32 protein-coding genes and 1 pseudogene are annotated in these 25022 nt (G+C 70.1%); 19 read left to right on the top strand and 14 right to left on the bottom strand.

Translation table 11 applies throughout. The features are described from left to right. Positions 1 to 409 precede the first annotated feature (409 nt). Positions 410 to 1366 (top strand): pentapeptide repeat-containing protein, encoded by a 957-nt coding sequence (locus ACGFZ2_RS19650; RefSeq protein ID WP_393455375.1) that lies wholly within the window; start codon positions 410 to 412, stop codon positions 1364 to 1366. Between the two features lie 95 nt (positions 1367 to 1461). On the opposite strand, the gene ACGFZ2_RS19645 is transcribed toward ACGFZ2_RS19650, so the two are convergent. The 3 genes from ACGFZ2_RS19645 to ACGFZ2_RS19635 form a co-directional block, all read right to left on the bottom strand. After that, positions 1462 to 1611 carry a hypothetical protein gene (locus tag ACGFZ2_RS19645; protein WP_393455372.1) on the bottom strand — a complete coding sequence of 50 codons (150 nt, stop codon included), beginning with the start codon at positions 1609 to 1611 and terminating at the stop codon, positions 1462 to 1464. Between the two features lie 147 nt (positions 1612 to 1758). Further along, positions 1759 to 1893, bottom strand: coding sequence for a hypothetical protein (locus ACGFZ2_RS19640; RefSeq protein ID WP_393271231.1), 135 nt, complete (start codon positions 1891 to 1893; stop codon positions 1759 to 1761). A gap of 670 nt (positions 1894 to 2563) precedes the next feature. Continuing rightward, positions 2564 to 2932 carry a hypothetical protein gene (locus ACGFZ2_RS19635; protein ID WP_393271244.1) on the bottom strand — a complete coding sequence of 123 codons (369 nt, stop codon included), beginning with the start codon at positions 2930 to 2932 and terminating at the stop codon, positions 2564 to 2566. Here ACGFZ2_RS19635 and ACGFZ2_RS19630 point away from each other — a divergent pair. The 5 genes from ACGFZ2_RS19630 (at position 2828) to ACGFZ2_RS19610 (ending at position 7058) form a co-directional block, all read left to right on the top strand. Next, complete coding sequence (locus tag ACGFZ2_RS19630; RefSeq protein WP_393455621.1) at positions 2828 to 3364, top strand: DUF1062 domain-containing protein; 537 nt, start codon at positions 2828 to 2830, stop codon at positions 3362 to 3364. The two genes, ACGFZ2_RS19635 and ACGFZ2_RS19630, sit on opposite strands and share 105 nt — an antisense overlap. Positions 3365 to 3496: 132 nt before the next feature. Beyond that, a complete protein-coding gene (locus tag ACGFZ2_RS19625) occupies positions 3497 to 4429 on the top strand; it encodes a DUF1963 domain-containing protein (RefSeq protein WP_393455369.1) in 933 nt (310 codons plus the stop codon). 274 nt (positions 4430 to 4703) lie between these two features. Further along, positions 4704 to 5369 carry a Type 1 glutamine amidotransferase-like domain-containing protein gene (locus tag ACGFZ2_RS19620; protein WP_350685477.1) on the top strand — a complete coding sequence of 222 codons (666 nt, stop codon included), beginning with the start codon at positions 4704 to 4706 and terminating at the stop codon, positions 5367 to 5369. Between the two features lie 310 nt (positions 5370 to 5679). Further along, on the top strand, positions 5680 to 6018 hold the full coding sequence (locus ACGFZ2_RS19615; protein ID WP_393455367.1) for a PadR family transcriptional regulator: 339 nt from the start codon (positions 5680 to 5682) through the stop codon (positions 6016 to 6018). Then, the gene (locus ACGFZ2_RS19610) at positions 6015 to 7058 is read left to right on the top strand and encodes a hypothetical protein (RefSeq protein ID WP_393455364.1); all 1044 of its coding nucleotides are present in this window, start codon (positions 6015 to 6017) and stop codon (positions 7056 to 7058) included. The genes ACGFZ2_RS19615 and ACGFZ2_RS19610 overlap by 4 nt, the downstream gene beginning before the upstream one ends. A gap of 321 nt (positions 7059 to 7379) precedes the next feature. On the opposite strand, the gene ACGFZ2_RS19605 is transcribed toward ACGFZ2_RS19610, so the two are convergent. Both ACGFZ2_RS19605 and ACGFZ2_RS19600 read right to left on the bottom strand, forming a co-directional pair. After that, positions 7380 to 7799 (bottom strand): hypothetical protein, encoded by a 420-nt coding sequence (locus ACGFZ2_RS19605; protein WP_393455361.1) that lies wholly within the window; start codon positions 7797 to 7799, stop codon positions 7380 to 7382. Between the two features lie 107 nt (positions 7800 to 7906). Then, positions 7907 to 8869, bottom strand: coding sequence for a hypothetical protein (locus ACGFZ2_RS19600; protein ID WP_393455358.1), 963 nt, complete (start codon positions 8867 to 8869; stop codon positions 7907 to 7909). 251 nt (positions 8870 to 9120) lie between these two features. Between ACGFZ2_RS19600 and ACGFZ2_RS19595 the strand changes: the two genes are divergently transcribed. Further along, a complete protein-coding gene (locus ACGFZ2_RS19595) occupies positions 9121 to 10062 on the top strand; it encodes an ATP-grasp domain-containing protein (protein ID WP_393455355.1) in 942 nt (313 codons plus the stop codon). A 26-nt stretch (positions 10063 to 10088) separates the two neighbouring features. On the opposite strand, the pseudogene ACGFZ2_RS19590 reads toward ACGFZ2_RS19595, so the two are convergent. Beyond that, positions 10089 to 10256, bottom strand: a pseudogene (locus ACGFZ2_RS19590) (hypothetical protein); the annotation flags it as partial. Positions 10257 to 10352: 96 nt separating this feature from the next. Then, positions 10353 to 11078 carry an SDR family NAD(P)-dependent oxidoreductase gene (locus ACGFZ2_RS19585; protein ID WP_393455352.1) on the bottom strand — a complete coding sequence of 242 codons (726 nt, stop codon included), beginning with the start codon at positions 11076 to 11078 and terminating at the stop codon, positions 10353 to 10355. 95 nt (positions 11079 to 11173) lie between these two features. Between ACGFZ2_RS19585 and ACGFZ2_RS19580 the strand changes: the two genes are divergently transcribed. Continuing rightward, entirely contained in the window at positions 11174 to 12010 is an 837-nt protein-coding gene (locus ACGFZ2_RS19580; protein WP_393455349.1) for a LysR family transcriptional regulator, read from the top strand. A gap of 142 nt (positions 12011 to 12152) precedes the next feature. Next, positions 12153 to 13607: an RNA-guided endonuclease InsQ/TnpB family protein gene (locus tag ACGFZ2_RS19575; RefSeq protein ID WP_393455346.1), complete on the top strand. Its 1455-nt coding sequence runs from the start codon at positions 12153 to 12155 to the stop codon at positions 13605 to 13607. 384 nt (positions 13608 to 13991) lie between these two features. Here the strand turns inward: ACGFZ2_RS19575 and ACGFZ2_RS19570 are convergent, their stop codons facing one another. The 4 genes from ACGFZ2_RS19570 to ACGFZ2_RS19555 all read right to left on the bottom strand — a co-directional run bounded on the left by ACGFZ2_RS19570 (position 13992) and on the right by ACGFZ2_RS19555 (position 18367). Further along, on the bottom strand, positions 13992 to 15248 hold the full coding sequence (locus ACGFZ2_RS19570) for an ABC transporter ATP-binding protein (protein WP_393455343.1): 1257 nt from the start codon (positions 15246 to 15248) through the stop codon (positions 13992 to 13994). After that, entirely contained in the window at positions 15134 to 15748 is a 615-nt protein-coding gene (locus ACGFZ2_RS19565; RefSeq protein WP_393455340.1) for an ABC transporter transmembrane domain-containing protein, read from the bottom strand. The genes ACGFZ2_RS19570 and ACGFZ2_RS19565 overlap by 115 nt, the downstream gene beginning before the upstream one ends. Next, entirely contained in the window at positions 15745 to 17469 is a 1725-nt protein-coding gene (locus ACGFZ2_RS19560; RefSeq protein WP_393455337.1) for an ABC transporter ATP-binding protein/permease, read from the bottom strand. The genes ACGFZ2_RS19565 and ACGFZ2_RS19560 overlap by 4 nt, the downstream gene beginning before the upstream one ends. A gap of 175 nt (positions 17470 to 17644) precedes the next feature. Continuing rightward, positions 17645 to 18367 (bottom strand): class I SAM-dependent methyltransferase, encoded by a 723-nt coding sequence (locus ACGFZ2_RS19555; RefSeq protein WP_393455334.1) that lies wholly within the window; start codon positions 18365 to 18367, stop codon positions 17645 to 17647. A gap of 148 nt (positions 18368 to 18515) precedes the next feature. On the opposite strand from ACGFZ2_RS19555, the gene rpmF reads away from it, so the two are divergent. The 6 genes from rpmF to ACGFZ2_RS19525 all read left to right on the top strand — a co-directional run bounded on the left by rpmF (position 18516) and on the right by ACGFZ2_RS19525 (position 21710). Next, positions 18516 to 18695: a 50S ribosomal protein L32 gene (rpmF, locus tag ACGFZ2_RS19550; RefSeq protein ID WP_393271089.1), complete on the top strand. Its 180-nt coding sequence runs from the start codon at positions 18516 to 18518 to the stop codon at positions 18693 to 18695. Continuing rightward, positions 18692 to 19924, top strand: coding sequence for a GTP-binding protein (locus tag ACGFZ2_RS19545; RefSeq protein ID WP_393455331.1), 1233 nt, complete (start codon positions 18692 to 18694; stop codon positions 19922 to 19924). Before rpmF ends, ACGFZ2_RS19545 begins: the two co-directional genes overlap by 4 nt. 2 nt (positions 19925 to 19926) lie before the next feature. Next, complete coding sequence (locus ACGFZ2_RS19540) at positions 19927 to 20640, top strand: class I SAM-dependent methyltransferase (RefSeq protein WP_393455328.1); 714 nt, start codon at positions 19927 to 19929, stop codon at positions 20638 to 20640. After that, the gene (locus ACGFZ2_RS19535) at positions 20637 to 20972 is read left to right on the top strand and encodes a hypothetical protein (RefSeq protein WP_393455326.1); all 336 of its coding nucleotides are present in this window, start codon (positions 20637 to 20639) and stop codon (positions 20970 to 20972) included. The genes ACGFZ2_RS19540 and ACGFZ2_RS19535 overlap by 4 nt, the downstream gene beginning before the upstream one ends. Positions 20973 to 20990: 18 nt before the next feature. Beyond that, complete coding sequence (locus ACGFZ2_RS19530; protein ID WP_393455324.1) at positions 20991 to 21227, top strand: hypothetical protein; 237 nt, start codon at positions 20991 to 20993, stop codon at positions 21225 to 21227. Between the two features lie 90 nt (positions 21228 to 21317). Then, positions 21318 to 21710, top strand: a complete 393-nt coding sequence (locus ACGFZ2_RS19525; protein WP_393271117.1) for a Fur family transcriptional regulator — start codon at positions 21318 to 21320, stop codon at positions 21708 to 21710. A gap of 116 nt (positions 21711 to 21826) precedes the next feature. Here the strand turns inward: ACGFZ2_RS19525 and ACGFZ2_RS19520 are convergent, their stop codons facing one another. The 3 genes from ACGFZ2_RS19520 to ACGFZ2_RS19510 are packed head-to-tail and all read right to left on the bottom strand — an operon-like array spanning position 21827 to position 23765. After that, positions 21827 to 22180 carry a hypothetical protein gene (locus ACGFZ2_RS19520; RefSeq protein ID WP_393455321.1) on the bottom strand — a complete coding sequence of 118 codons (354 nt, stop codon included), beginning with the start codon at positions 22178 to 22180 and terminating at the stop codon, positions 21827 to 21829. Beyond that, the gene (locus ACGFZ2_RS19515) at positions 22177 to 22437 is read right to left on the bottom strand and encodes a type B 50S ribosomal protein L31 (protein WP_393271098.1); all 261 of its coding nucleotides are present in this window, start codon (positions 22435 to 22437) and stop codon (positions 22177 to 22179) included. The genes ACGFZ2_RS19520 and ACGFZ2_RS19515 overlap by 4 nt, the downstream gene beginning before the upstream one ends. Next, on the bottom strand, positions 22434 to 23765 hold the full coding sequence (locus ACGFZ2_RS19510) for a CobW family GTP-binding protein (RefSeq protein WP_393271100.1): 1332 nt from the start codon (positions 23763 to 23765) through the stop codon (positions 22434 to 22436). The genes ACGFZ2_RS19515 and ACGFZ2_RS19510 overlap by 4 nt, the downstream gene beginning before the upstream one ends. A 45-nt stretch (positions 23766 to 23810) precedes the next feature. Between ACGFZ2_RS19510 and ACGFZ2_RS19505 the strand changes: the two genes are divergently transcribed. The 4 genes from ACGFZ2_RS19505 (at position 23811) to rpsN (ending at position 24798) form a co-directional block, all read left to right on the top strand. Continuing rightward, positions 23811 to 24020, top strand: a complete 210-nt coding sequence (locus ACGFZ2_RS19505) for a helix-turn-helix domain-containing protein (protein ID WP_393455318.1) — start codon at positions 23811 to 23813, stop codon at positions 24018 to 24020. A gap of 69 nt (positions 24021 to 24089) precedes the next feature. Then, positions 24090 to 24326, top strand: a complete 237-nt coding sequence (rpmB, locus tag ACGFZ2_RS19500; RefSeq protein ID WP_393271103.1) for a 50S ribosomal protein L28 — start codon at positions 24090 to 24092, stop codon at positions 24324 to 24326. Beyond that, on the top strand, positions 24326 to 24493 hold the full coding sequence (gene rpmG, locus ACGFZ2_RS19495) for a 50S ribosomal protein L33 (protein ID WP_013287204.1): 168 nt from the start codon (positions 24326 to 24328) through the stop codon (positions 24491 to 24493). Before rpmB ends, rpmG begins: the two co-directional genes overlap by 1 nt. After that, the gene (gene rpsN / locus ACGFZ2_RS19490; RefSeq protein WP_393455316.1) at positions 24493 to 24798 is read left to right on the top strand and encodes a 30S ribosomal protein S14; all 306 of its coding nucleotides are present in this window, start codon (positions 24493 to 24495) and stop codon (positions 24796 to 24798) included. Before rpmG ends, rpsN begins: the two co-directional genes overlap by 1 nt. Positions 24799 to 25022 lie beyond the last annotated feature (224 nt).

The raw sequence follows: 25022 nt of genomic DNA, 5'->3' as shown, positions 1-25022 counted from the left end.
GCCCGGGGCGGGCGGATCACGGCGGTCGACGTCTCGGGTTGAGAGCGCGAAGCGGTGCGCGGTGGAGTGCGGAATCAACAGGCTCAAACGTCACCGCAGGGTAGCCACTCGGTACGACAAGGTCGCCGCGGCGATCAACGCATGGCTACCCCGCTTCTGAGCCCAACCAACGCGTCGGTGGGGCTGGCCACCGGGTGCTCGTCTTGGTCCTTCGAATCCGTGATGCCTGGGTGTGACTGCGGGGTCTTGTTCGTCGGTCGTATCGGTTTTCAATGGACATGTGCCGTCGTCCCGTGATCGGTCGAATGCTGGAAATCGTCAACGCGTGCGCACTAAGCGGCGACCGAGAGCCAGGGGTCAGTCCGCGACCGAGCACCCTCGGTCGACGGTTCGGCTGGAGTTGGTCCCGGTGGGGCCGATCGACGTCAAGCCCGACCCCTGGCAGCGACTCGTGGCCATCGGCAGCATCCTGTCGGTGCTGTTCGTGGCTATCGGCCTGTACATCACCAACGAGGCCAACCGTCAGACCAGCGAGGCCAACCGTGAACAGCAGCGGCTTACCGCGCAGGGGCAGATCACCGACCGGTTCACCAAGGCGGTCGAGCAGCTCGGCCAGCCCGGTCCGGAGAAGGTAGACGTGCGGCTCGGGGCAATCTACGCCTTGGAGCGCATCATGCGCGACTCGGCCGACGATCAGCCCGCCGTCGTCGACATCCTCACCGCGTTCGTCCGGGTCCACTCTCCCGCACCCAAACGGCTCACGCCGCCGTCTCCCTTGACGATCGACATCCAGGCCGCGCTGACTGTACTGGGGCGCCGCGACAGCACCCACGACAACAAGGGTGGTCCGAAAGGACCACTCCGCCGCGTACTCGACCTCGCCAAAACCGATCTGCACAGCGCGAGCCTGGCCGGCGCGAGCCTGGCCGGCGCGGACCTGCCCGAAGCGGACCTGCGCGGCGCAGACCTGACCGCTGCGGACCTTACCGGCGCGGACCTGACTGCCGCGATCCTGGTCGACACGAACCTGGCCGGCGCGGACCTGACCCACGCGCACCTGCCCGGCGCGATCCTCTACGCGAACCTCCGCGGCGCGAACCTGATCGGCGCGGACCTGCACGGCGCGGACCTGAGCAGTGCGAAGCTGACCGGCGCGAACCTGGCCGACGCGAACCTGACCCGCGCGGACCTGGCCACCGTGAATCTGACCGACGCGTACCTGCGCGGCGCGTACCTGCGCGGCGCGTACCTGCGCGGCGCGGACCTGAGAAGTGCGGACCTGACCGACGCGAACTTGACGTGCGCCCGGACCAATGACCGCACCCGGTTGCCCGAAGGGGTGGCGCGGCCGGCACCGTGTGACTGACGACGACCACGGCGTCTCCATATCAGCGGCACGAGCCGGGGCCCACACCAGGGCCGTCAGGCCGGTGCGGAGCCGCCTGGTCGTCCGACATTTCCCTACGCGGCGGCGGGACGCTCCCGGCGGGCAACCTGGGCCAGCGCGCGGACGACGTCGGCGGGTCGCACGGTGATCGGCTCGTCGCCGGCGGCATCGAGCGTGGCGTAGTGCGCCTCCACCATCTTCCGCAGGATCGCTCCCGGCTTCACCGGCCACCCTGCGGCCACCATCCGAGCCGCCCTGGCCCACCTCGCCAGCCACCAGATGGCCGCCCTGCAACGGTACAGCCGGCCCGTCGACGACGTCGCCGCCCTTGCCGAGCACGCCCGCTTCCAACTGTGGCCACCCGCCACCGATCAGACGTCGACGAAGTCCTCGGCGCCGGTCAACCGCAGTGCCCGCTTGTCATGCTCCCGGCACAGGTCGATGTCCTCACCAGCGATCCACCGGTCGCCGAAGATGACCCCGGACCGTGCCACCTGCCAGGTCACCCCCGCCGCCTGCGGGCATCCGGCGGCATCGCAGACGGCTTCCGGACCGGGTACACGGCCAGCGGCGAGAGTGATGACCGGAACGGGCGGCATACGCGGCGGCACCTCCGAGCTCTGACGATCGAGCCTCCGAGAATACGAACCGGTCTCGTGATCTTGCCACCTGTCTCTTCGCTGCTCATGGCACGTTGGCAATCGTCACTGCCCGCCTATGCGGCCTCCAGACGTGACCACGGCGCGGTCTATCGAGGACATCACACAAGTTCGCCGCAACCGAGCGGTTGGATCTGCAGCGCGAGCCAAGATCGACTGCACTCGACTGCCGCGACGCGAGCGCTGCCGTGACGACGACGGATGTCCGGGCTCGGGCTTTCGAGGAGGCTGCTCCTATCCTCTCTGTTCACCAATCCGCCGCGGCAGGGAGGCGGCGGTCGTCCCCGCGACGCTGCCGGAGGGCAGGGCGAAGGCCAGCGGGAGGAACAAGTCCCACCGGGGGCGGCCGGAATGCGCCAGAAGGGGGCCGCGGCAACGATCGGCGCGTGGTCCACGCGCAGCTCGCCGGCCCCGCCCCTCGGTGCTCGGCGGCAGGACAAAAATGGGTGGCCTCGCCGTCCCGTCCCGCCCTACCTTGTAACTGGATCTTCTTCTCCGACCCACTCACGAGAGGACTTCACCCCGCGTGACGCCGCCTGCTCTTTAGACCTGACACCTTCCCCGTGCATCGGTCGCCGACGTTGCCGTCGGCTCTTTTTCCCATGCCTTCCGTCAGGTCTTCAGAGAGATCATGTCTACGCGTCCTCATATCGTGCTGCCCTGGGCCGTTCGGCCCGCGCGCCTTCCCCTGCTCGCGTTCCGTTGCGTCCACTGCCCTTCCGGCCTCGCCGGCACCGGCGACGGGAAGTTCCGCGTCAATGCCAACGGCAAACTCCTCGACATCTGGCTCCTGGTCGTCTGCGTTTCCGGCGACCGCACCAGCACAATCACCGTTCATGATCGCATCCCGGTCCGGTGCCTGGATCCGATCCCTCTGGAGGGCCACTCCGGCAACTCCTCTGCCCTCGTCGCCCGCGTCCTCCTCGACCCGCTGATCACCCGGCGCAACCGGTTCGCCCTGAAGTGGGACTCATGCGGGAAACTGCTCACCCTGTCCCCTCCCGAAAGCCCCTGGCCCGCCCAGGTTTCGGTCACCTTCGACGACCCCGTGCCCCTTCGCCCCGAACGGCTCATTGCCGAAGGGGCTGGGCATCAGCCGCGGGGAGATCGCTCGCCGCGTCAAGATCGGCATTCCGCTGAACCGCAGAACTCACCGGGACTTCTCGTGCGTCCTGCTATGAGCCGCCGCCGTGGGCCTGAGCCGCGGCGGGAGGCAAGGTGGCCTTGCCCCGGACTGCATCACGCGGCGGTCCGCGCGCGGTCGCTCATGACCGGCGAACGAAGGTCAGGGCTGGCCCGAAACCGGCGACGAAGGTGAACGCCCGGGTGCATGCATCCGGACGTGCCGAGATGTGCGCACCCGATCACGGCGGCAGCGATGCCGACGACAGCGCGTGCGGGCCGTGGGGCACCGGTCGCCGGGCTCGCTCTCGTGGCACCATGTTGCGCTATGGATCATCAGGGGCAGTTTCGTCGTGCAGCGCTCGCGTTGGGCATCCCGGACGACGAGATCAGCCGGTTCATCCAGCACCTCCGTTTGTCGATCCGGTTGAGCGGAGGATCCAGCGGTGTTCCGGTCGGGCAGTTCGGTGGGTTGCCCCGGCTGCCGGTGGGCATGGACTGGCCGTCCGACGGGGTCAGTCCGTTGCCGTTCATCTTCTCGGTCGACTGTGCGGCGCTGCCAAGAGTCGACGGCTTCGGCCTGCCGGCAGACGGCTCGCTGCTGTTCTTCATGGACCACGAGCAGGCCGCTGCCACCGGGGAGCGGAGGTACGGGCGAGTCGTGTATGTGCCGGCCGGCACCGATACCGAGGTGGCGGCAGGATCCACCGACCACGCGTTCGTCGACAAGCAGTACGACGTCGGCGCCACGCTGCGCGCGGAGTTCCCCGATTGGTTCGGGGCGGACGAGGACGAGGACGACGAGGACGAGGACGACGAGGACGAGGACGACGAGGACGAGGACGACGAGGACGAGGACGACCTGTCGCCCTTCCAGCAGCAGATGGCCCGTGACCTCGAGCGTGACCTGCCGCACCTTGACGAACTCTGTGCTCTGGCCAACGATCTCTGGCCGCCTGGCAACGGGTACGCCAGCGCCTATATCGGCGGGTATGCCGACGAGGAGGTAATCAAGAGTATTGCGGAGCAGACCCTCGCGTGGCGCGAGAAGACCGGCGAGATCGTCATCCCGGCCGCGAAATGGTATTCCCATGTGGAGAAGGAGGCGCACCGGCTGACGATTGAGTGGGTGTCGCTCGCCCGCTTTCCCGTAGATAACGAGTTCTATTACCGGAGTGACGGGAGTTTCGTGATCCGTCACGACGACCTGGCCGCTGGTCGGCTGGACGAGGCGCTTTCCGTGGCTGAGTTGATCCCATAGAACGCCGGCGGCGCCGGATACGGCCACGATCTGCGTTGCCGGCGATGCCGACGTCAGATGCTGGGTAACCGCTATTGTCGATGAGCGGTCGCCGTGACATGCGCGTCCCGCGCGCCTCGGCCGGGTGCGCGTGTTGGGCGAAGTAGGACCGGGTGGAGGGTAGTCGCCCCGCCAACTGAGGGACCTCCGAAAGTGGACGCCCGAAACTACGATGAGTGCCGGCGCGGCCCTTGGTCATCAGGCACATTCTCCTTCGCGCGAATTCGGAGGCATCGTGAAGCTCTTGCTTACGTCCGGCGGTGTCACGAACCCGAGCATCCACTCGGTGCTCGTGCAGCTGCTCGGCAAGCCGATCGATGAGTGCCACGCCCTCTGTGTCCCGACAGCACAGTGGGGTCACCCGATGTGCGGTCCGACATCGGTACGGGACTTCGTCGCCGCCGAGCCCAAGCCTGACTGGCAGTACATGTCCGGCCTGGGCTGGGCGTCGCTCGGTGTCCTCGAGCTCACCGCACTGCCCACCATCGGCGCGGAGCGATGGGTCCCCTGGGTCCGGAAGGCCGACGTGCTCCTGGTCGACGGAGGCGACGCGACATACCTGTGCCACTGGATGCGCGAGTCCGGGCTAGCCGATCTGCTGCCTTCGCTGCCCGACAAGGTCTGGGTGGGAGTGAGCGCCGGAAGCATGGTGATGACGCCCCGGATCGGGGACTACTTCGTCGAGTGGCCGTCCGCACCAGACGACCGCACCCTAGGAGTCGTCGACTTCTCGATCTTCCCGCACCTGAACCTCTTCCCGACAAACACCATGGCTGACGCGGAGCGATGGGCCGCCGACGTCGGCGTCCCGGCCTACGCCATCGACGAACAGACGGCCATCAAGGTCGTCGACGGCTCAGTCGAGGTGGTCTCCGAAGGGCAATGGACGAAGTTCGGGTGATTGTCGCCGGGCGACTATCCGGATCTGCCGCGATTCGATCGTCACGTAACGCGAGCGTGGACGGCACGCCGGTAGGCGTCCGGAACTGCCGAGATGAGTGCGCTGTTCGGGACGTTGCGATAGGGGGGTTGCCCGGAGATGCAGTGGCCGTTGGTGCTCCCTCCGGCCACCGGAGAGGCTCGTGTGGCTTGTTCGGGTCTGCCGGTTCGCGGGGCGTGGCCCGGGACTGCAAGCGGGCGATGTAAGCGCCCCAGCCGGCGCGGCACCAGTGCCGTTGCAACATAGTCAGATGATCTTTATATTGACGGCTATGTCGAAAGCCATGCGAGAACCGACGTTCTGGATCCTGACCGCGCTGGTCGATCAACCACGGCACGGGTACGGCATGATCCAGGCGGTCGAGTTACTCTCCGAAGGCCAGGTCAGGTTGCAGGCCGGCACCCTCTACGCGGCGCTGGACCGGTTAGCCGCCCAAGGACTGGTCGCGATCGACAGAGAGGAGATCGTTGAAGGGCGTCCTCGGCGCTACTACCGCCTCACTGACGGCGGCGCGGCGGCACTCGCTGAGGAGACAGCGCGACTGGCCCGCAACGCTAGCATCGCATCGCGGCTGCTGAACGCCTCGCGGCCTGGCCCGGCGTTCGCATGAGCCGCCGCCTCGCCACCCCATATCGTCTGCTGCTGCGCGTCTACCCGAAGGGCTTACGTCGCGGAGAACTGGCAGACACGCTGCTCATGGCTGCCGAGGCCGGACACATCCGGCCTGGCCCTATTGAGACGCTCAACCTGCTTCGGCAAGGCATGCGGGCCCGACCCGGTCGCCCACTCAGCAGGGGCGTGGTCGTGCTGGCTATCTTCGCCTCAATCTTCTCCGGCTTTCTGAGCGCGTCGCTGGCGAACCGTATTGGTTGGGAGGCGGCGCCGGCGCTACCAAGCGGCGCGGCGTGGACTCAGCTCGCCGAGATGCTCGCCCCGGGCTTATCGGCACGATGGTACGAAAGGTCGGACGGCCCCTTCCGCAACAACGGTGGTGAGACCGATGCGGCGTCGGTCAGCTACAGCACCGATCGAACGCCTGCGACCGAGGACGTCGACGCCTATCTAGCCGGCCTGCAGCAACGCCTGGAGGCGGCCGGCTGGACCGTCACCGACACCTACTCGACCAGCCCGACCGACATCGAAACCGGCGCCCGGCGCAACAACTCGCAGGCGTTGATCGCACGCAACGACGCACTCGTGCTGTCATTCGAGGACTACTTCGACGCAGCGTACGCCGAAGGCGGGCTCAGGGTCTCGATCTACCGGGCGGAACCACGCTGGCTCACCGGTTCGACGCTCGCCGTCGGCCTGCTCGGCATGCTGGCTGGATGGCTGCTAGCCGGCTGGGCCAGCCGCCGTCTCGAGCACCGTCCGTGGGCAGCCCCTCTCGCTGCCACCACCGCCATCGTCGGTCTCGTCTTGCTGATCCCCGCCTGGCTGCTCGGTAGTCTGCAATACCTGGGCATACTGTCAGGCGCGGCCGTGCCTGACTCGCCGTTCTGGCGTGGCCTGGTGCCCACCGACGAATTTGGCGGCATGGCCTACCCCGCCGGGGCGGCGATAACAGCAGCCATCGCCGTGGCCGCGCTCTGCCCGCCCCGGCCTGCACCCGCCACCGACCCCGGCTCAGCAGGCACGGCGAAGACATGACAAAACGTAGCTGCCATCGGACTGTCCCGACGCCGCTCCACAACCGTCCTCGGACCATCGCAATAGTCCACCTTCGGCCAGCTCGCCGACATAATAGGCCGGGCTCCAACTCCGGCAGCACAGACGTGGCGCATCGATTCACCGCACAGTAGACCTGACGCCGACCCCGCCCGGTCTACTACAAAACCAGCGCTGTCACCGCATTCGCAATCTGACCCACGAGGCCAACCTCGACCAAGATCAGGCGTACTGATCTGTCGATGTCAGTGCGTCGTGCGATCTCCTGCCGAAGAGGGCCGCAACCAAACTCCTCCAGCCGTCCTACCAGTTCGACTGCGATCGAAGTGCCAGCTTGATGGCGTAGGTGTCATTCACGTCAATGTCGGCGATCGCCTGCATAGCGGCCGCGGGCCCTCCTCGGTCGTGAAGCAGGCGCACCAGAAGGTACAGGGCAGTTTTGTCACCGCGCTGGGCACGCTCACGTAGCACACCGTCGTGGCCTTCCTCGTACAGGAACCGGTCCAGATGGCGCCGCGCGTGCACGTCCATCTCAGCCCGATCGACCAACTCGCGCAGCAGTCCGGCCTTGGCGAGCAAGTCCATGTGCCACAGGTGCGCGTTGTGTCGGTAAGGGTCGCGGCTGTAACACTCGGCGAATTCGCTAACCAGGGCGATCGCCGTAGCCCAGTCACCGCGCGCCTCGGCCGCTTCCGCCGATGCCTGGTCGAACCGCGCTGTCACCACACCAGTATGGCCCTCCGGTCGCGTTGCACTCTTCTGCCGCTGATCGCGCGGTCATGCCGACGACAGCACGTTCGACCTGGTACGCGTGCTAAGTCATTACGATGTCAGCCTCGGGACTCGCGTAGGACCTGCCACTGCCTCCAGACCAGCTCCGGCTCGAGGTCTGCATAACCTCGGCTGCGTTCGAGCTTCTGGGTATCGGCGTGGGTCATCATCATGCAGACACCTTCGCGAGTGAGGCGTTCCACCTCTTCGCGGCGGAGGCGCCGACCGGCCTTTTCCTCGGCGGCGGTGAGGAGGGCCACCAGCGCGGGAATGAATACGGGCCGAAGTCCGCTCCGCGAGTTCGCCTCACCTCCCTCGTTGCCCAGACGCCAGGCGCCAAAGGGGTTGTGGCAAGCGTGGCCCGGCGGAAATCCGTCATCGGGCCAGCGCTCGAGGCGGCGGCGAGGGGTGTCCAGGTCGGGGCTGAAGGTATCGCCGCTGACCAGCACGGGGTCCTCCGCCAGTTGATACACGTTGAATGAGCCGAGGAGCTGGTTGGCCTCGGATGGTGGGGCCTCGACCTGCGCATCTGGCAACCCGAACGCGTGCATGCCGCGGGATCGCGACACACCGCGATCCTGTAGCACCACGACGGCGCAGCGGTAGAGCATCCACGGGTCGCCGCTCTCGAGACCCTGAACCCAGCGTGTGACGGGCCAGCCCAGCTTCGACTGCTCGAGTCGCACTCCCAGCGCTCCGGCGTCGCCCAGCGCGGCGATCAGCATCGCCACTTTGCCTGCCGCCTCACCGAGGTACACCGGCAAATCCAGGACCAAGGCGCTTCCGGCCCCGGCGACGGCGCTCTGCTCCGCCACCGACATCGCGCCGTGACCGAACGCCTGACCGAACGAGCCGTCGTTACCTACCCACTCCACCATCGCGCGAAAGCCGAAGTACTGCGACGTGAGCGACTGACCTTCCAGCGTCAGACCGGAACGTCCGAGCGAGGCCTGCCACTGAGCCATCGTCGTCGCAGTCCCTGGGACGAAGAGCCGCACACCATACACGTGATCTTCAGGCATGCAACGGAGGGTAATACCGCTTTGTGGGGCCGCTGGAGCCACGTGTGCAGTCGCGGCCGCCCGCAGGACGGCCCCTGCGCAACCGGCATGCGAAACGCCCATGTCGGACGCACGCTCATGCCGCGATGAGGCGCGGTTGCCGCCTGCGCACCCGTTACCGGGCGGGGCCGGCGATCCTGGGCGACATCGGCTGAGCAGGTCCGGATGGATACTCGGATGCGTTGGTCGGCTGTTTAGCTGATCGTTGTTGGATGATGTTGCTGGTGCCCGCCGATGTGTTGCGCCCCCGCCGGCCAGACGAGCACTTCGCCGACGAGGCCGAAGCGGCCCGCCAGGCCGGAATCGATGTCGCGGTGATCGACCACGACGCCTTCGTTCGCGGACAGGCGGACGGGGCGGCAGTCGACAGGGTTCCCAAGAGTGCGGACGCGGTTTACCGGGGGTGGATGCTGCGAAGTGAGCAGTACGCAGCATTGGTGCGGGCCCTCGCGGGTCGCGGTGCGACCGTGCGGACCAGCCCCGAGCACTACCGGCGGGCACATGAGCTTCCCGGGTGGTACCCGGCGATCGAAGGCCACACTCCAGAGTCGGTCTGGACTTCCGGCGACGATCGCCGCGGCTTCCTTCACGCGTGCGCGGCCCTTGGCTGCGGACCTGCGGTGCTGCGTGACTACAGCAAGTCGATGAAGCACTACTGGCATGAGGCGTCGTTCATTCCGGACGTGGCCGATCGCGATGCGGCATGGCGGGTGGCCGGCCGGTTTCGGCAGTTGCGCGGTGACGACTTCGCCGGCGGCTTTGTGCTGCGCCAGTTCGAGTCGTTCGTCGGGGCGGAGGTGCGGACCTGGTGGGTCGAGGGTTCCTGCCGCCTGGTCACCGCGCACCCCGATACCCCGGAGCACCAGCCACCCACAAAACTCGACCTGGCGGCCGTGGAAGCTTCGATGCAGGCCTTGGACCTGCCGTTCGTGACTGCGGATCTCGCGTTACGCGATGATGGTCGGTGGCGAATCGTCGAGATCGGCGACGGCCAGGTCAGCGACCGGCCGCGTAGCACGGCCGCTGCCGAGCTGATCGCGGCCCTGAACACCGAGGACCGCGCGCAGCCGACCCGATCCGGCGGCAACCTCCTCGACGGCGACGTCGGCCTGCATGCCTGGAAGCGGATGCTGGCCCGGCGGGAGTCCACGTGAGCGAACCAACCGCTGTTCCGTCGGTACCAGGTTCGCACATACACCTGCTCACTGACGCACACGACCCAGATCGCAACCAGCGCGACAGGGTCCCGTCGATAGTTTTGGCGGCGACCTGCAGTTCGTCGGTAGAACCGATTCGTCGTATGTCGTCCGGAGCCCAGATAGCAGCCATGATGCGAAGTTCCCCTCATTCGTTCGCGTCCGTTGCGCAACACCCCAGACGAGGTCTTTGACAGCCTGGAGACCTCGTGGGGCGTCTCAACGGTGGGTGAGCAAGGAGGGGCTCGTCACCAGGGCACATTCCCGGCGTCATCGAACAGCCCTCCGGTCGGGCCGTCGTCGGGCAGCGTGGCGAGCCGAATGGCGATCTTGGCGCCTTCTGCGGGCGTACTGGTTCCGCGGAAGCCGTTGAGATCGGTAGCGACGTAGCCGGGGCAGGCGTTGTTGATTTTGATATTGGTGTCACTCAGCTCCTTGGCGTACTGGATGGTGACCGCGTTGAGGAACGTCTTCGACGGTGAGTACGCCCCGCTGATCCCGCCGAGATCGACACCCGGCGTGGTCTGCAAGGCCAGAGAAGCGACGTGGCTGGACTGGTTGACGATCCGCGGGCGATCGGAGCGGCGCAGCAGCGGCAGCATCGCGTTGATGACCCGGACGACGCCGATCACGTTGGTCTCCACCACCGCCCGCATACTCTCCGGCGTAACGGTCGAGGGCTCCTCCGGCCATACCCCGGCGACGCCGGCATTGTTGACCAGCACGTCAAGCCGCCCGGCACGCTCCTCGATCAGTGCAGCGGCGGCCACAACGCTCGCGTCGTCGGTCACATCGAGGAGCACACCGAACGCATCGACGCCGGCCGCACGCAGCTTCGCCACGGCGGCCTCCCGGCGCTGCTCGTCCCGGGCCCCGATTCCGACGCTCCAACCCAGCGCGCCGAGCCCGGCCGCGATCTCGTATCCGATTCCCTTGTTCGCGCCGGTGATCAGCGCAATCGTCTGTTCGCTCATGCCGTTGATCGTGACCGGACACCGGCGGGGCACCAACACCGTCTGAGTCACGCAACGATACCCAGCCGATATTGATCCGACGGTAATCTGAACGGGTGGAGACGCGGGAGTTGCGGTACTTCGTTGCGGTCGCCGAGGAGTTGCACTTCGGCCGGGCCGCCCGGCGCCTGGGTATCGCCCAGCCGCCGCTGTCGCGGGCGATCACTCAGCTCGAGCAACGACTCGGAGTCGCGTTGCTGGAACGCACCAGCCGAAAAGTCACCCTCACCGAAGCCGGATCAGTGCTGCTGACCGAAGGCCGGGCGATCCTCGGCGCGCTGGCCGCAGCCGAGCGGCGCACCCAACGTGCCGCGACGAGTCAGCCCTCGCTCGTCCTGGCCACCAAGGCCGGCGCCTCCGGCGAACTGCTGGCAAAGTTGCTCGACGCGTACGCCGCCGAGCCGGGTGCCGTCGCCGTCGACCTGCTGCTCTGCGAATCCCAGCCCCAGCAGATGCTGCATGATGGCCAGGCCGACGTGGCACTGCTGCATCAACCCTTCGACTCGACGGCCGAACTCGACACCGAAATTCTGAACACCGAGGGACAGGTCGCCATCCTTCCTGCCTCGCATCCGCTCGCCGACAGATCCCACGTCCGGACGGCGGATGTCAGTTCACTGCCGGACCTCCCGCTTGCCCGCTGGCCCGGCCCCGGCGGCGCCTATCCCGAAGGCCCCGGAGCGGAAGTACGCAACCAGACACAGCTCTTCCAGCTGATCGCGCTTGGCCGCACCACCGTGGTCCTGCCCGAATCCTGCCGCGCCAACCTGCTCGAAGGCCTAGCCGCCGTGCCGGTTCTCGACGCGCCGACCGTGACGACCGTCATCGCCTGGCCGCCACACAGCCGCTCCCGAGCACTCGCCGACCTCGTTCGCGTAGCCACACGCCTCTGAGCCTCCTCAGGAGGCACGACATGGGGGCAAGACCGGTGGCCTGGTCGGAGATGATGTACATCGTCGAGGACGACCAACAGATGTCCTTGGTGCTCGCTAGTGCTGTGTCCACAAACGTTTGCCGGGTCGACGGCGATGAAAAATGTCGTACGGGTGGTGTTGGCTTCGGTTTGTGCCTCGTCGTCGGGATCCCGCCGCGCCTGCGGTGGTGTATCGCACCGCTCGTGTCGCGGTGCGGGTGACGGCGGGGCAGCGGCGGCGGTGTTTCGGGCTGCTGCGCTCGGCCGGTGACGTGTGGGCGTGCGTGGTGGAGGTCAACGCATGGCGGCGTCGCCGTCGGGACGCGCCGCTGGCCGGTTATCAGGAGTTGTGTCGGGAGTTGTCGGCGTCGGGTCCGGGCACGTTCGCGGAGTTGGACTCGACTGGGGCGCGGTCGGTGTTGCGGCGGTTTTCGGATGCGTGGTTCGCGGCGGCGAAACGCCGTAAGGCCGGTGACCTGTCGGCGCGGTCCCCCAGGCGGCGGCGGGGGTTGGTGCCGGTGCGCTGGTACCACGGCACCTTTACCCTCGACGGCCACCGGGTGCGCATCCCCACCGCACGAGGCATCGAGCCGTTGTGGGTGCGCCTGGCCCGTCAGGTGCCGTATCCGGTGGAGCAGGTCCGCTCGATCACCCTGCTGTGCGAGGGCGGCCGGTTGTTCCTCGACGTCACCGCCGAGATTCCGGTCGCGGTGTATCCGGCGGGTGAGGGGCCGGACCCTGCAAGGGCGGCGGGTGTGGACGTGGGAATCATCCACCCCTACGCCGTCGCTGGGCCCGGTGGGGAGGCGCTGTTGGTGTCGGGGCGGGCGATCCGCGCCGAGCACCGCATGCACCTGGCCGACACCAAAGCCCGCCAACGGACCGTCGCCCGACGGGCACCGAAGCCGGGTCAGCGGGGGTCACGGCGGTGGCGCCAGTACCGGGCCCGGGCCCGTCGGGTGGAGGGTCGGCATCGGCGGCGGGTGCGGCAGGCCCAACACGAAGCCGCCCGCACCGTCGTCACCTGGGCCGTCGGCCAGCGGGTCGGGGTGCTGCACGTCGGCGACCCCCGTGGGGTCCTGGACCTGCCGGCGGGGCGGCGGCACAACCTGCGGCTGCGGCAGTGGCAAATCGGCCGGCTTCTGCAGATCCTCACTGACAAGGCCACCCTCGCCGGCATCACCGTCCACCTCGTCGACGAACGCGGGACCTCGTCGACCTGCCCGACATGCCGGCGACGCGTGCCGAAGCCGCGCGGGCGGACCCTGACCTGCCCACACTGCAGATTCTCGGGCCACCGCGACGTGGTCGCGGCGGCCAGCATCGCCACCCGCACCCCGGGCGGCGGACCCACCACCCCCACAGCCGTGCCCGTGCTGCCTGGGGTGGTCACGCACCGTCGAGTCGGCCGGCACCTCCCCGGCGCCGGCCGGTCCCGACGTGACCCCCGCCGCCCACCGGGCGGCGCGAGGGTCGGTTTGGCCCGCTGTGGCCCGCCCCACCAACCATCGATGGGGAGTCGCTCGCCTCTACAGCGAGGATCCACAACAAGCCACTGGAAACCCGGTGAACGTTAGTGGACACAGCACTAGCCAAGTGAGAAGCCGGTCGGCCGCCCGTCTTCTTGTGGGCCGAGAACTGCCCGGGCCGCTTCCGCGTAGGTCGCCAGGACCCAAGTCCCGCGGCGATGCCGTCACCCAGATGACCACTGTGGCAGCTGTTCCTTGGCTGCGGATGACGTTGACTGCGAGCTGTGTTTTGCCGACGCCGCCGCGACCGGTCAGGACGACTGTCTCCCCGAGCGAAAGTCCTCGAAGAACCCGCTGCGGTCCTCGACGCGGCCCGGTGACCCGGCCCGGGCCGGCCGAAGCGCGCCACGCCCGCTCTGTCGTCCGCCAGCGCTGCCGCGCCGTGGGCGCGCGGTATCGCTCCTCCCGGGCGGTGCGCACCCGGGAGGCCGGTCATCCGACGGCCGTCGCCTCGTCGCCTCGGACCGCAGCGGCGAGGGCTCCCCGCCTGCGCAGTTGCTCAGGGGCGTCATCGGCGACGACCCGCCCGCCGTCGAGGACGATGACCCGGGCGGCGCGCATGATGGTGGCGAGGCGGTGGGCGATCACCAGGGTGGCCTGGTGGTCTCCGGTGGCTTCCAGGGCGGCGGCCAGGTCGGCCTCGGTGGCGGCGTCCAGGTTGGCGGCGGCCTCGTCGAGGACGAGCACCGGTGCGCCGGTGAGCAGGGCTCGGGCGACGGCGACCCGGGCCCGTTGACCGCCGGACAGTGCCGTTCCCCGCTCGCCGGCCGGCGTGTCCAGACCAACCGGTAGCGCGTCCAGGAACGGTGTGAGCTGCGCGGCGTCGGCGGCGGCACGCACCTCGGCGTCGGTGGCGTCCGGCCGGCCCAGGCGGATGTTGTCGGCGATCGAGCCGGGGAACAGGTGGACGTCCTGGGGCACCACGGTGACCGTGCGGCGCAGCTCGGCGTCGCCGAGGTCCCGCAGGTCCACCCCACCGACGGTGATCCGTCCGGCGCTCGGGTCGTGGAAGCGCAGCAGCAGGTGCACGCAGGTCGACTTGCCCACCCCGGAGGCACCCACGAGCGCAACCGTCTCACCGGGCCGGACGATGAACGAGACGCCCCTCAGCACCGGCCGGTCCGGCAGGTACCCGAAGTGCACGTCATCGAAGACCACCTCGCCCCCGTTCGGTGCGGGTACGGGCCGAGCCGGCGCCGGGACCGGGGAGGGCGCCTGGAGCAGGGCGTCGATCCGGTCGGCTGCGGCGCGCAGGGTTCCGGCTTCCTTCAGCAGCCCGGCCACCTGGCTGGCCGGGCCGAGGACCGCGCCGGCGAGGACCAGTGCCACCGGGCCGGCGGCGACGTCGAGCCGCCCCGTGCGGATGCCGTCGAGGACCACCAGCACCGCGCCGACACCGGCGGCGGCGACCAGCGCGTCGATCAGCGCGGTCTCCACGCCGGCTCGGGCGGCGTTGCGCCGCTGGACCCGCCCGAGCCGTCGGGTACGGGCGGCAAGGTGGGCGCGGCGGCGTTCCAACGCCCCGAAAACGGTCAGCTCGCGCAGGCCGTGCACGGTGTCGACGATGTCGGCGGTCAGGTCGGCGGTGGCGGCGCGGACCTGGGTCCCGTGTCCGTCGGCGTGCCGGCGCAGCAGCCAGGGGTGACCGTGATCAGGGCCGCGGCGGGCAGCACCACGGCGGGCAGCCACGGGTCGATCCAGGCCGCCAGGGCGGTGCCCGCGGTGAGGACCACGGTGGCCGTGAGCAGTTGCGCGATGGTGTGCGCGAACAGCCACTCCAGGGTTTCGATGTCGGACAGCGCGACGGTCGCCAGGTCGCCGGAGCGACGTCCGCCGAGGCCGCCCGGGGCGATCCGGGTGATCGCGTCGTACACCCGGGTGCGCAGGTCGGCGAGGACGCGGTAGGCCAGGTCGTGGGAGACGTACATTTCCCACCAGGTCGCCACGGTGACGATCGCGACCAGCGCGCCGAGTGCCGCCGTGACCACACCGACCGGGGTGGGGACGCCCGCCACGGCCCGGCCCACCAGGGCGGCGCCGGTCACCGCTGCGGTCAGCCCGGCGAGCTGCCCGAGAAGGTTCGCTGCCAGGGTGCCCCGGAAGGCACGGGGATGCCCGGCGATCGCCGGCAGCAGCCGGCGTAGCGCTCCGGTGCGGCGACCGTCGGCTGGCCGGTCCGGCGCGGTCATTCGGCCACCTCCTGTGCGGCGACCAGCTCGGCGTACTCGGGGCAGGACGTCAGCAGGATCTCGTGGCGGCCGGCGGCGACGATCCGGCCGCGTTCCAGCAGCACGATCCGGTCGGCGTGCCGCACCGCGGTGAGCCGGTGGGCGATGACCAGGCAGGTCTTTCCGCGGGCGGCAGTGGCCAGGGCGTCGAGGATCTCGGTCTCCTGCTGGACGTCGATGGCGGAGGTCGCCTCGTCGAGGATGAGCACCGGCGTGTCGGCGAGCAGCGCCCGGGCGATGGCCAGGCGTTGCCGCTGCCCGCCGGAGAGGGATCCGCCGCGTTCGCCGACTTGGCTCGCGTACCCCTGCGGCAGTGCCTGGATAAAGTCGTGCGCGCCGGCGGCGCGGGCGGCGGCAACCAGGTCGGCGTCGGTGGCGTCCGGGCGGGCCAGCCGCAGGTTGTCGGCCACCGAACCGTGGAACAGGTACGTCTCCTGCGCCACCACGGTGACCGTGCGGCGCAGCGCCGCCGGGGTCAGGTCGCGCAGGTCGGTCCCGTCGACGGTGATCCGGCCGGCGTCCGGGTCCAGGTGGCGCAGCAGTACGTTGGCCAGGGTGGACTTGCCTGCGCCGGAGCGGCCGACCACCGCGACGGTCTCGCCGGGGTCGAGCCGCAGGGTCACGTCCCGCAGCGCGGGGTCGGGTCGGCCGGGGTAGTGGTGGCCGATCGCGTCGAAGACCACGGCCGGGGCGTGGTCGAACCGGCGGTCGACCTGTCCGGTGTGCACGACGCCAGGCGGGGCGTGCAGCAGCTCGGTCAGGCCGTCGACGGCGGTGACGCCAAGGTAGCCGGCGTGCCAGTGCGCGCCCAGGTCGCGTACGGGTCGGAAGCACTCCACCGAGACCAGGAGCACCAGGAACACGGTCGCCGCGTCGGCCCGGCCCGCGTAGGCGGCGACGGCCGCGGCCACGGCCGCGGCGGCGAGACCGGCCTGGATCAGCAGGGCACTGATCCCGCTCTCGATCAGCGACAGGCGTAGCTGCGCCATCGTGGTGGTGTGCAGGTCGTGGGTGCGTCCCAGAATGCGGTCCCGCATCCGGCCGACCGCGCCGAACGCGCGGAGCGTGGCCGCGCCCTGGAGGGTGTCGAGGAAGTCGGCGGCGAGCGCGGTGAACGCCGCCCACCGGCCGCGCCCCCGGCGCAGCAGGGTGGCGTCCCAGATACGGGGGACGGTCAGCACCAGCACCACGGCCGCGCCGAGCAGCCCGGCCGCGACCGGCTCCACGGTGGCGAGCCAGACCACCAGGAGGGCCGGCACGGTGATGGTGACCAGCACCTGCGGCAGGTACCGGCGGTAGTAGGCGTCCAGCCCCTCCACGCCGTCGACGAGGGTGGCCTGCGTGCGGCCGGTGCGCGATCCGGCGAGCCAGGCGGGGCCCAGCTCGGCGAGCCGTGCGACCAGCCGGTCGCGCAGCCGCGCCCGGATCCGGGCATCCGCGGCCGCGCCGGCGACCTCGCGGCACCAGAGCAGCACGGCCCGCGCCGCGATCGTCCCGAGCGCACCGGCCAGCAGCGCGGCGGCGGCGTCGAGGTCCCGGCGGGCCGTCGCCGCCAGCGCGCCGGCGACCAGCAGCGCCTGACCGACGTACGCGGCCGACACGGCCATGCCCAGCGCCGCGCACCCGACGACCGGCCCGGTGACGGCACCGGCCAGCCGGACCAGTTCCCGGTGGACGATCACCGTTGCTCCAGCGGCTCGTCGGCCAGCGCGCGCACCGTGCCGGTGTGCGCGTCGGCGAGCACCCGCCCGCGTACGCCGAACACGTCGGCGAGCAGCGCCGGCGTGACCACCTCGGCGGGCGGCCCGTTGGCGGCGGCCCGCCGCCTCGGGAGCGGTGGATCCGCCCGGCGGCGCCTCAGGTTCGGCGTACGGCCCGGACGACGTCCAGTGGTCCGATTTCGCCGGTCAGGCCCGCCTCGGTCAGCTCGGTGAGCAGGGCATCGGCCGGGATGACGTGCCAGCGGTAGTCGGCGTGGTCCTCGCGCAGCGCGGTGCCGTCGGCGTCGAGGACCCGGTAACGCATCCGCCAGGTCACCGCGTCGGGGCCGGACGGCTCGGCGGAGCCGCCGCCCTCGTAGGTGTGGTGGCCGACCGGAACGGTGCCGAAGACCGAGAACGGGACCGGTGTCGGTTCCGTCGGCGGTTGCAGGTTGAGCACCAGCGGCGCGCCGGGGGCGAGGCGCTCGGCCACCCGGCGCAGGAACGCCCGGCGCCCGTCGGGGTCGAGGTGGCCGATCATGTTCATCGCCAGCACGGCGCCGAGGCGGGCGGGTAGGTCGACACCGAGCGCATCACCGGCGACCACGGTGACCCGGCGCCGCAGGTCGGGTCGGGCGGCCAGGCGGGACAGCAGCACCGCCCGCAGCACCGGTGACGGCTCCACCGCGACCACGTCGCCGTCCGGGACGGCCGCGGCGAGCACCTCCGTGCCGAGGCCAGTGCCGGCGCCCACGTCGAGCAGCGTCGCGTCACCTGCCGCGTCGCGCAGCGCCAGCGCCACCGGCGTACGCAGGGCCTGCCAGGCCGGCTCGCTGAGCAGGTGCAGGTACTCCCCGGAGGTCTGGTACTCGTCGCTCATCCCGCCACCATAGTGGAAACCGTTCCCGTTTCCGTTGTCGGTTGGGGGGGCTTGAGGCCCGGGACGGGTTCCGAGGGCGAAGGCGGTTTAGAAAACGAAAACCAGTGCCGTTAAGCTGTGGCGCGACCCCTCGACGAAGGAGACTCTGATGGCCGTTCCGAAGCGGAAGATGTCGCGGTCGAACACGCGGCACCGACGGGCGCAGTGGAAGGCGAACGTGCCGCAGCTGACGCCGTGTCCGTGCCCGCGCAAGGAGATGGTGGTGCCGCACCGGGCGTGCGTGCACTGCGGGTTGTACAAGGGGCGTCAGGTGGTGGATCAGCCATGACCGGTCGCCTGCCGGTGACGGTGCTGTCCGGGTTCCTCGGCGCGGGCAAGACCAGTCTGCTCAACCACGTGCTGGCCAATCGGGACGGGCTTCGGGTGGCGGTGATCGTCAACGACATGAGCGAGGTGAACATCGACGCCGCGCTGGTGCGCGACGGTGGGTCGTTGTCGCGCACGGAGGAGCGGCTGGTCGAGCTGACCAACGGCTGCATCTGTTGCACGTTGCGCGACGATCTGCTCGACGAGGTTGCCCGGCTGGCGCGGCAGGGCCGCTTCGACTATCTGCTGATCGAGTCCAGCGGCATTTCCGAGCCGATGCCGGTGGCCGCGACGTTCGCCTTCGGTGTGGAGGACGGGCAGGTCCTCGACGATCTGGCCTGCTTGGACACCACGGTCACGGTGGTCGACGCGGCGGGCGTGCGGGGCATGATCGAGGCGGGGGAGAGCCTGGAGGCCCGTGGGCTGGCCGCCTACGAGGGCGACGATCGTGGCATCGCCGATCTGCTGGTCGACCAGATCGAGTTCGCCGACGTGCTGGTGGTCAACAAGACCGACCTGGTGACCGCGGACGATCTGGCGGTGGTGCAGGCGCTGTTGACCCGGCTGAACCCGGCCGCCCGGCAGGTGCCCGCCGTGCACGGGCGGGTGCCGCCGCGGGAGATCCTGCACACCGGTCGGTTCGACCTGGAGCGGGCGGAGACCGCACCCGGGTGGGTGGCCGAGCTCAACGGCGGGCACGTGCCGGAGACGGAGGAGTACGGCATCTCCAGCATCGTGTTCCGCGACCACCGGCCGTTTCATCCGCAGCGGCTGTGGGACCTCCTGGCCAGCGGACTGGACGAATATGGTGTGGTCCGGTCGAAGGGGTTCCTGTGGCTGGCCAGCCGCCCGGACGTCCAGGCGCTGTGGTCGCAGGCCGGGCCGTCCGGGCGGTGCGACCCGGTCGGCGTCCCGGTGGTGGTGTCCGGCGAGTGGCCGGATGATCCCGACGAGCGGGCCGAGGTGGAGTCGCGCTGGCATCCGGTCTTCGGTGACCGGCAGCAGGAACTGGTCCTCATCGGCGTCGGCCTGGACGGCGAGCGCCTGCGGGCGGCGCTGACCGCCTGCCTGCTCACCGACACCGAGCTCACCGCCGGACAGGACACCTGGCGGGCCCTTGCCGACCCGTTCCCCGAATGGGACCTGGGCGACCTGCACGACCACGACCATGCCGAACCGGTCCCGGCCTGACGATGCCGAGCACCCTCGACCCGGACGATGTCGCCCGGTGGCGGCGCGACTGGGAAACCATGATGCGCCACTACCAGCCCGGCCGCGAGGACCTCCTCGCCGCCGGTCTCACCGCCGTCGAACAGATCCACGGGCGCCCACCGGAGCGGGTGCTCGACGTCGGGGGCGGGCCGGGCACCACCGCCGAGGCGGTCCTGGGACGGTGGCCCGACGCGCACGTCACCGTGCTCGACGTCGACCCGGCCCTCCTGGCCCTGGCCGATGCGGCCCTGCCCCAGGTGCGTACCGTCCGGGCCGACATCAGCTCAGCACGCTGGCTCCCGCCCGCCGGCGGCCCGTACGACCTGGTGCTGGCCCTGATGACCGTGCACTACCTCCCCGAACAGCGGATACACGACTGGTACGCCGAGGCCCGACACCTGTTGCGCCCGGACGGGCTGCTCCTTGTCGCCGACGCCATGCCCGAAGCCCCGGTGTCCCCGCGGCGCCAGGGCTGCGGCACCGACCCGTGGAGCGCGTGGTGGACCAGGCTGGCCGAGGAACCGGTGATGGCACCGCTGCTGAACGAACGGAGGGCCGCGCTGAGCGGCTTGGACCCGGCCGAATTCGTCGCGCCGGCCGACTGGCACGGCGAGACGGCCCGTCGGGCCGGATTCACCCACGCGACGGCGCTCCACCAGCGCGCCGGTCATGCCCTCATGGCGTTCCGCCGATGAGCAGCCCGCCGCCGGAGGGCGCCAACGTGACCGTCGCCTACTGCGACGGGCACCGCTGCCGCGCGCTACGCCACCGCAGCCATCTGCGTGTGTCCGAGGGCGAGCCGGAGAATCTCACCGAGGTCCTCCGGCAGGCGGTCCGGGCCAGTCACGGTGGTGTCCTGATCCGGGCCGAGTGCCTCGGCGTCTGCCACCGCGCGCCCGCTCTGCTCCTGCTCGCCGGCAGCCGACCTGCGCAACGGCGCGGACTGCTGATCGGTCCCGTACAGGAGCCCCAGCACATCGATGCGGTCGTCGAACTCATCCGGCGGGCGGACAGTTCCGAGCCCTGATGGGACCGGTGGTCGAAGGTGACCGTTGAGGTGTTCGAGCTCATTCCGGCCGAACGTGCCGGCGCCGCGACCACCGACGCTGCGCGGACGATCGATCCTGCCCGACCAGCCGGCGGCGGCCCGACCTTGACCACCGCAATCTGGGTCGCCGTCGCGATGCCACAGCCCGCCGCCGCGCGTCCGGAAGAAGCGTCGTCGCGATGCCGTGCGGCGAGCGTACGGGCGAGGCAGGGCGTCGATCGCAGCGACGCATAATGGTGGCATCGCAGTCAGAAGGCGAGCGCCAAGGCGCCGCGCAGACGACGGCTGCCAGTACAGGAGGATCCGATCACGGTGACCCAGGCGATGCCGAACGTGACCCGCAACACCCGCCAACGTGGCGAGGTGCTGGCGCTGCTGCGCGAGGTCGAGGGATTCCATTCGGCGCAGCACCTGCATCAGATGCTGCTCGCCCGGAAGGCGCGGGTCGGCCTCACCACCGTGTACCGGACGCTGCAGCTGCTGGTCGAGGCCGGCGAGGTCGACTCCACTCGGCTGCCCGGCGGCGAGCAGTTGTTCCGCCGGTGCAGCCAGAGCAAACACCATCACCACCTGGTCTGCCGCCAGTGCGGACGCACGGTGGAGGTCGCCGGGCCCGCCGTGGAGCGATGGGCCGATCAGTTGGCCGCCCAGCACGGCTTCACCGACGTCGGCCACATGCTGGAGATCTTCGGCCGCTGCGTGGAGTGCTCCCGCTGATCGTTGCCATCATTCGTGAGGCGGCCCGTAGCTCGACCGGATCGGTGCCGTGCGGCTGCCCGCGTTCGGCGGCACGGTCGTGGCCTCGTGCCGAAGCCATCGAGCCGCGGTTCTCATCAGGTCGTCGCGGTGACCCGGCCACTCCTCGTCAGTCGGATCGAGGAGCCGGTCCCACGCGTCGAGGTCGGCGGCGGTGAGCAGGCCGGTGAGCCGCAATCGGCCGACCCGCCTGCCGAGGGCTTCCAGGATGGCCCGCCGGTGCGGGTCCACCGCGACGACCGGCCGCAGACCAACATCCGGGCGATGGCCAGCGCCATCCCGGCGGCGCCGCAGCCGACGTCGCCCGCGAGCCGGTCGCCGGGGGCGACCAGCTCGCGGGCGACCGTCAGGGACCAGGCCCGGTCCCGCCGGACGGCGTCGACCAAGTGCGGTGCCAGCTCGGTCCAGTCGACCGGCGCAACGGTGCTCATCTGCCCTGGGGTCCGCGGCGGGCGTACTTCTGGCGGAACTTCTCGACCCGGCCGGCCGTGTCGAGCAGGCGCTGCTTGCCGGTCCAGAAGGGGTGGCTGGCCGAGGAGATCTGGACGTCGATGACGGGGTAGGTGTTGCCGTCGGTCCACTCGATCGTCTGGTCGCTGGTGGCGGTGGAGCGGGTGAGGAAGGCGAAGTCGGCGCCCTTGTCGCGGTAGACGACGGGGCGGTACTCGGGGTGGATGCCGGGCTTCATGCGGGCTGTACTCCTTCGGTGTCGGTGTCGGTGTCGGTGTCGGTGTCGGTGTCGGTGTCGGTGTCGGTCAGCTCCTCCGCCCCGAGGGGGAAGCAGCCGGCGAAGGGGTCGTGGTAGGTGCGCCAGGTCTCCTCGCCGTCGGCGAGTTCGGCGTCGGTGAGCAGGCATCCGGTGAGGGTGCGGTGCAGGTCGACGGGGTCGATGTCGAGGCCGATGAAGACCAGGTGCTGGTGCCGGTCGCCGTAGTAGGGGTCCCAGTCGAGGGCGGCGGCGAGGCGGCGCTGGTCCTCGACGTGGTCCCAGCGGTCCTCGGGCAGGCTCACCAGCCAGTGCCCGAGGGATCCCATGGCCAGGCCGCCGCCGGCGAACTCCCAGGCCACCACCGTGTCGGGTTGGCTGGCCAGCCAGAAGTGGCCCCGGGAGCGGATGACCTCGGCGTTGACCTCTTCGAGGACGTCGTGCAGGCGCTGCGGGTGGAACGGGCGGCGGGCCCGGAAGACGGCGGAGACGACTCCGCAGTCGGGCTCCGGCTCGTGCGCGCCGAGGAGGTAGCCCTGCAGACCACGGGCAAGCACCCCGGGGGTCTCCGGACGGTGCCGATGGGTGTGGCGCAGCTGGCGGGTCAGCGTGCCGGCGTCGACGAGGTCGCCGTCGACGCGGAGGTGGGTCGCCCATGGTGCCATCCGCTGCAGCAGGATCGACATCCGGCCGGTGTCGAATTCCCCCTCCCGGGACTGTCCCCAGAGCACCAGGGTGTCGGCGTACTCAATCTGGCGGACCACGACGTCGGCCAGCGCGCGGTGGTCGTTCTCGGCGGCCTGGATGCCGAGCGTCGTGAGGTCCTCGGTGCTGGCCAGGCCGTCGAGCAGGTGTTCGGCGTCGAGGACGGTGACGTAGGAGTCGACCCGGATGAGATCGGTGATCGGTGCGCCGTCGACGAGGCAGTGGGCGCAGGCGGCGGCGACCGCCTCTGGCTCCACCACCTCGGGCAGCATCAGCACCAGGTCCCGGCCGGGGTGCGTACGGGTGAGCCGGACGAGGGTGGGCAGCACGTCCTCACGCAGGGTGCAGGAGACGCATCCGTGCCGCAGCGCAACCTGCTCGTCCTCGACGATGCCGGTGCCGGAACGGACCACTCGGCGGACGACGCCGTCACGGATCCCGGTGAGGTCGTGCCGCACCAGCAACAGCGACTCGTCGGCGGCGAGGAGCGCGCGGGCGACGGCGAAGGTCACTGCCGGCCAGAACCCGGACAGCACGGTCAGCGACGGGCGGGTGTCCGCGCCGGCCGTCGGCGTGTGGGTCGGGGCCTGTGGTGACGACGACATCGGATTCCTCTCGACTTACTTGAAAACGATTGTCATTCTAAGCACATGGAAGCCGCCGGAGCGAACGGTGATGTGCGGACTCAGGTGGTCGAGGCGCGGCGCGCAGGCGACGTCCGCAGCGTGGATGTCCACATCCGGCGATTGCGCGCCAAGATCGGCACCGATCTGCCGGTGGTGACGACGCTGCGCGGTGTCGGCTACTGCTTGGGCGCCCACTGCGCCGTCGAGATCGTCGACGACCCGGCGTGGACGTGACCGAACGGCTGATGCAAGACTGAAAATCATTGTCGTTATCGTTACGGCTCAGATCAAGGAGCGACCACTGTGTCCAGACGCTGTGACGTCACCGGCGCGAAGCCCAGCTTCGGCAACGCCGTGTCCCACTCCCACCGGCGCACCCGCCGCCGGTGGAACCCCAACCTGCAGAACCACCGCTACTGGCTGCCCTCGGAGCGGCGTTGGGTCAGCCTCACCCTGACGGCGAAGGCGCTCAAGACCGTGGACCGTAAGGGCATCGAGACTGTCGTCGCCGAGCTGCGCGCCCGGGGAGTGAAGCTCTGATGGCCCGCCAGACCGATGTCCGCCCGATCGTGCGGCTGCGCAGCACCGCCGGTACCGGCTACACGTACGTCACCCGCAAGAACCGCCGCAACGATCCCGACCGCCTGGTCCTGCGCAAGTACGACCCCGTCGTGCGCCGGCACGTCGAGTTCCGCGAGGCCCGCTGATGGCCAAAAAGAGCCTGGTCAACCGGCAGGCGCGCCGGCAGGAACTGGTAGCGAGGCACGCGCAGGCGCGGGCGGAGCTGAAGCGGCTGGTCGCTCGCCCGGACACCGACCCGGACGTACGCGCCGAGGCGGTCCGCCGGCTCAGCCGGCTGCCGCGTGACTCCAGCCCGGTGCGGCTGCGGTCCCGGGACCAGATCGACGGCCGCCCGCGCGGGGTGCTGACCCGGTTCGGGCTCTCCCGGGTCCGGTTCCGAGAGCTGGCCCTGCGCGGGGAGATGCCGGGAGTGCGCAAGGCGTCGTGGTGATTTCACCACGTGTACCACCGCGTGCAGGTGCGCGCGATGTGAAAGGGAGGAATGAATGCGACGGTGAGGGCTCGCGGCTTCGCGGCCCTGGTCGCGGGGACGGTGGTGGTCGCCGGCACGGTGCTGGCGCCCATGGCTGCGTCGGCGGCGGCCTCGGCAACAGCGCGGTGCTGGGATCGGCGCCGGGCGGGGTACCGCACAGCTGGGTGCGGGGCTGCGGCTGA

The sequence above is a fragment of the Micromonospora sp. NPDC048063 genome, from assembly GCF_043202855.1.
In the GTDB taxonomy this organism is placed as follows: Bacteria; Actinomycetota; Actinomycetes; order Mycobacteriales; family Micromonosporaceae; genus Micromonospora.
Note: the sequence above shows the minus strand (reverse complement) of the source record. Positions and strands in the feature narration are given on the sequence as shown.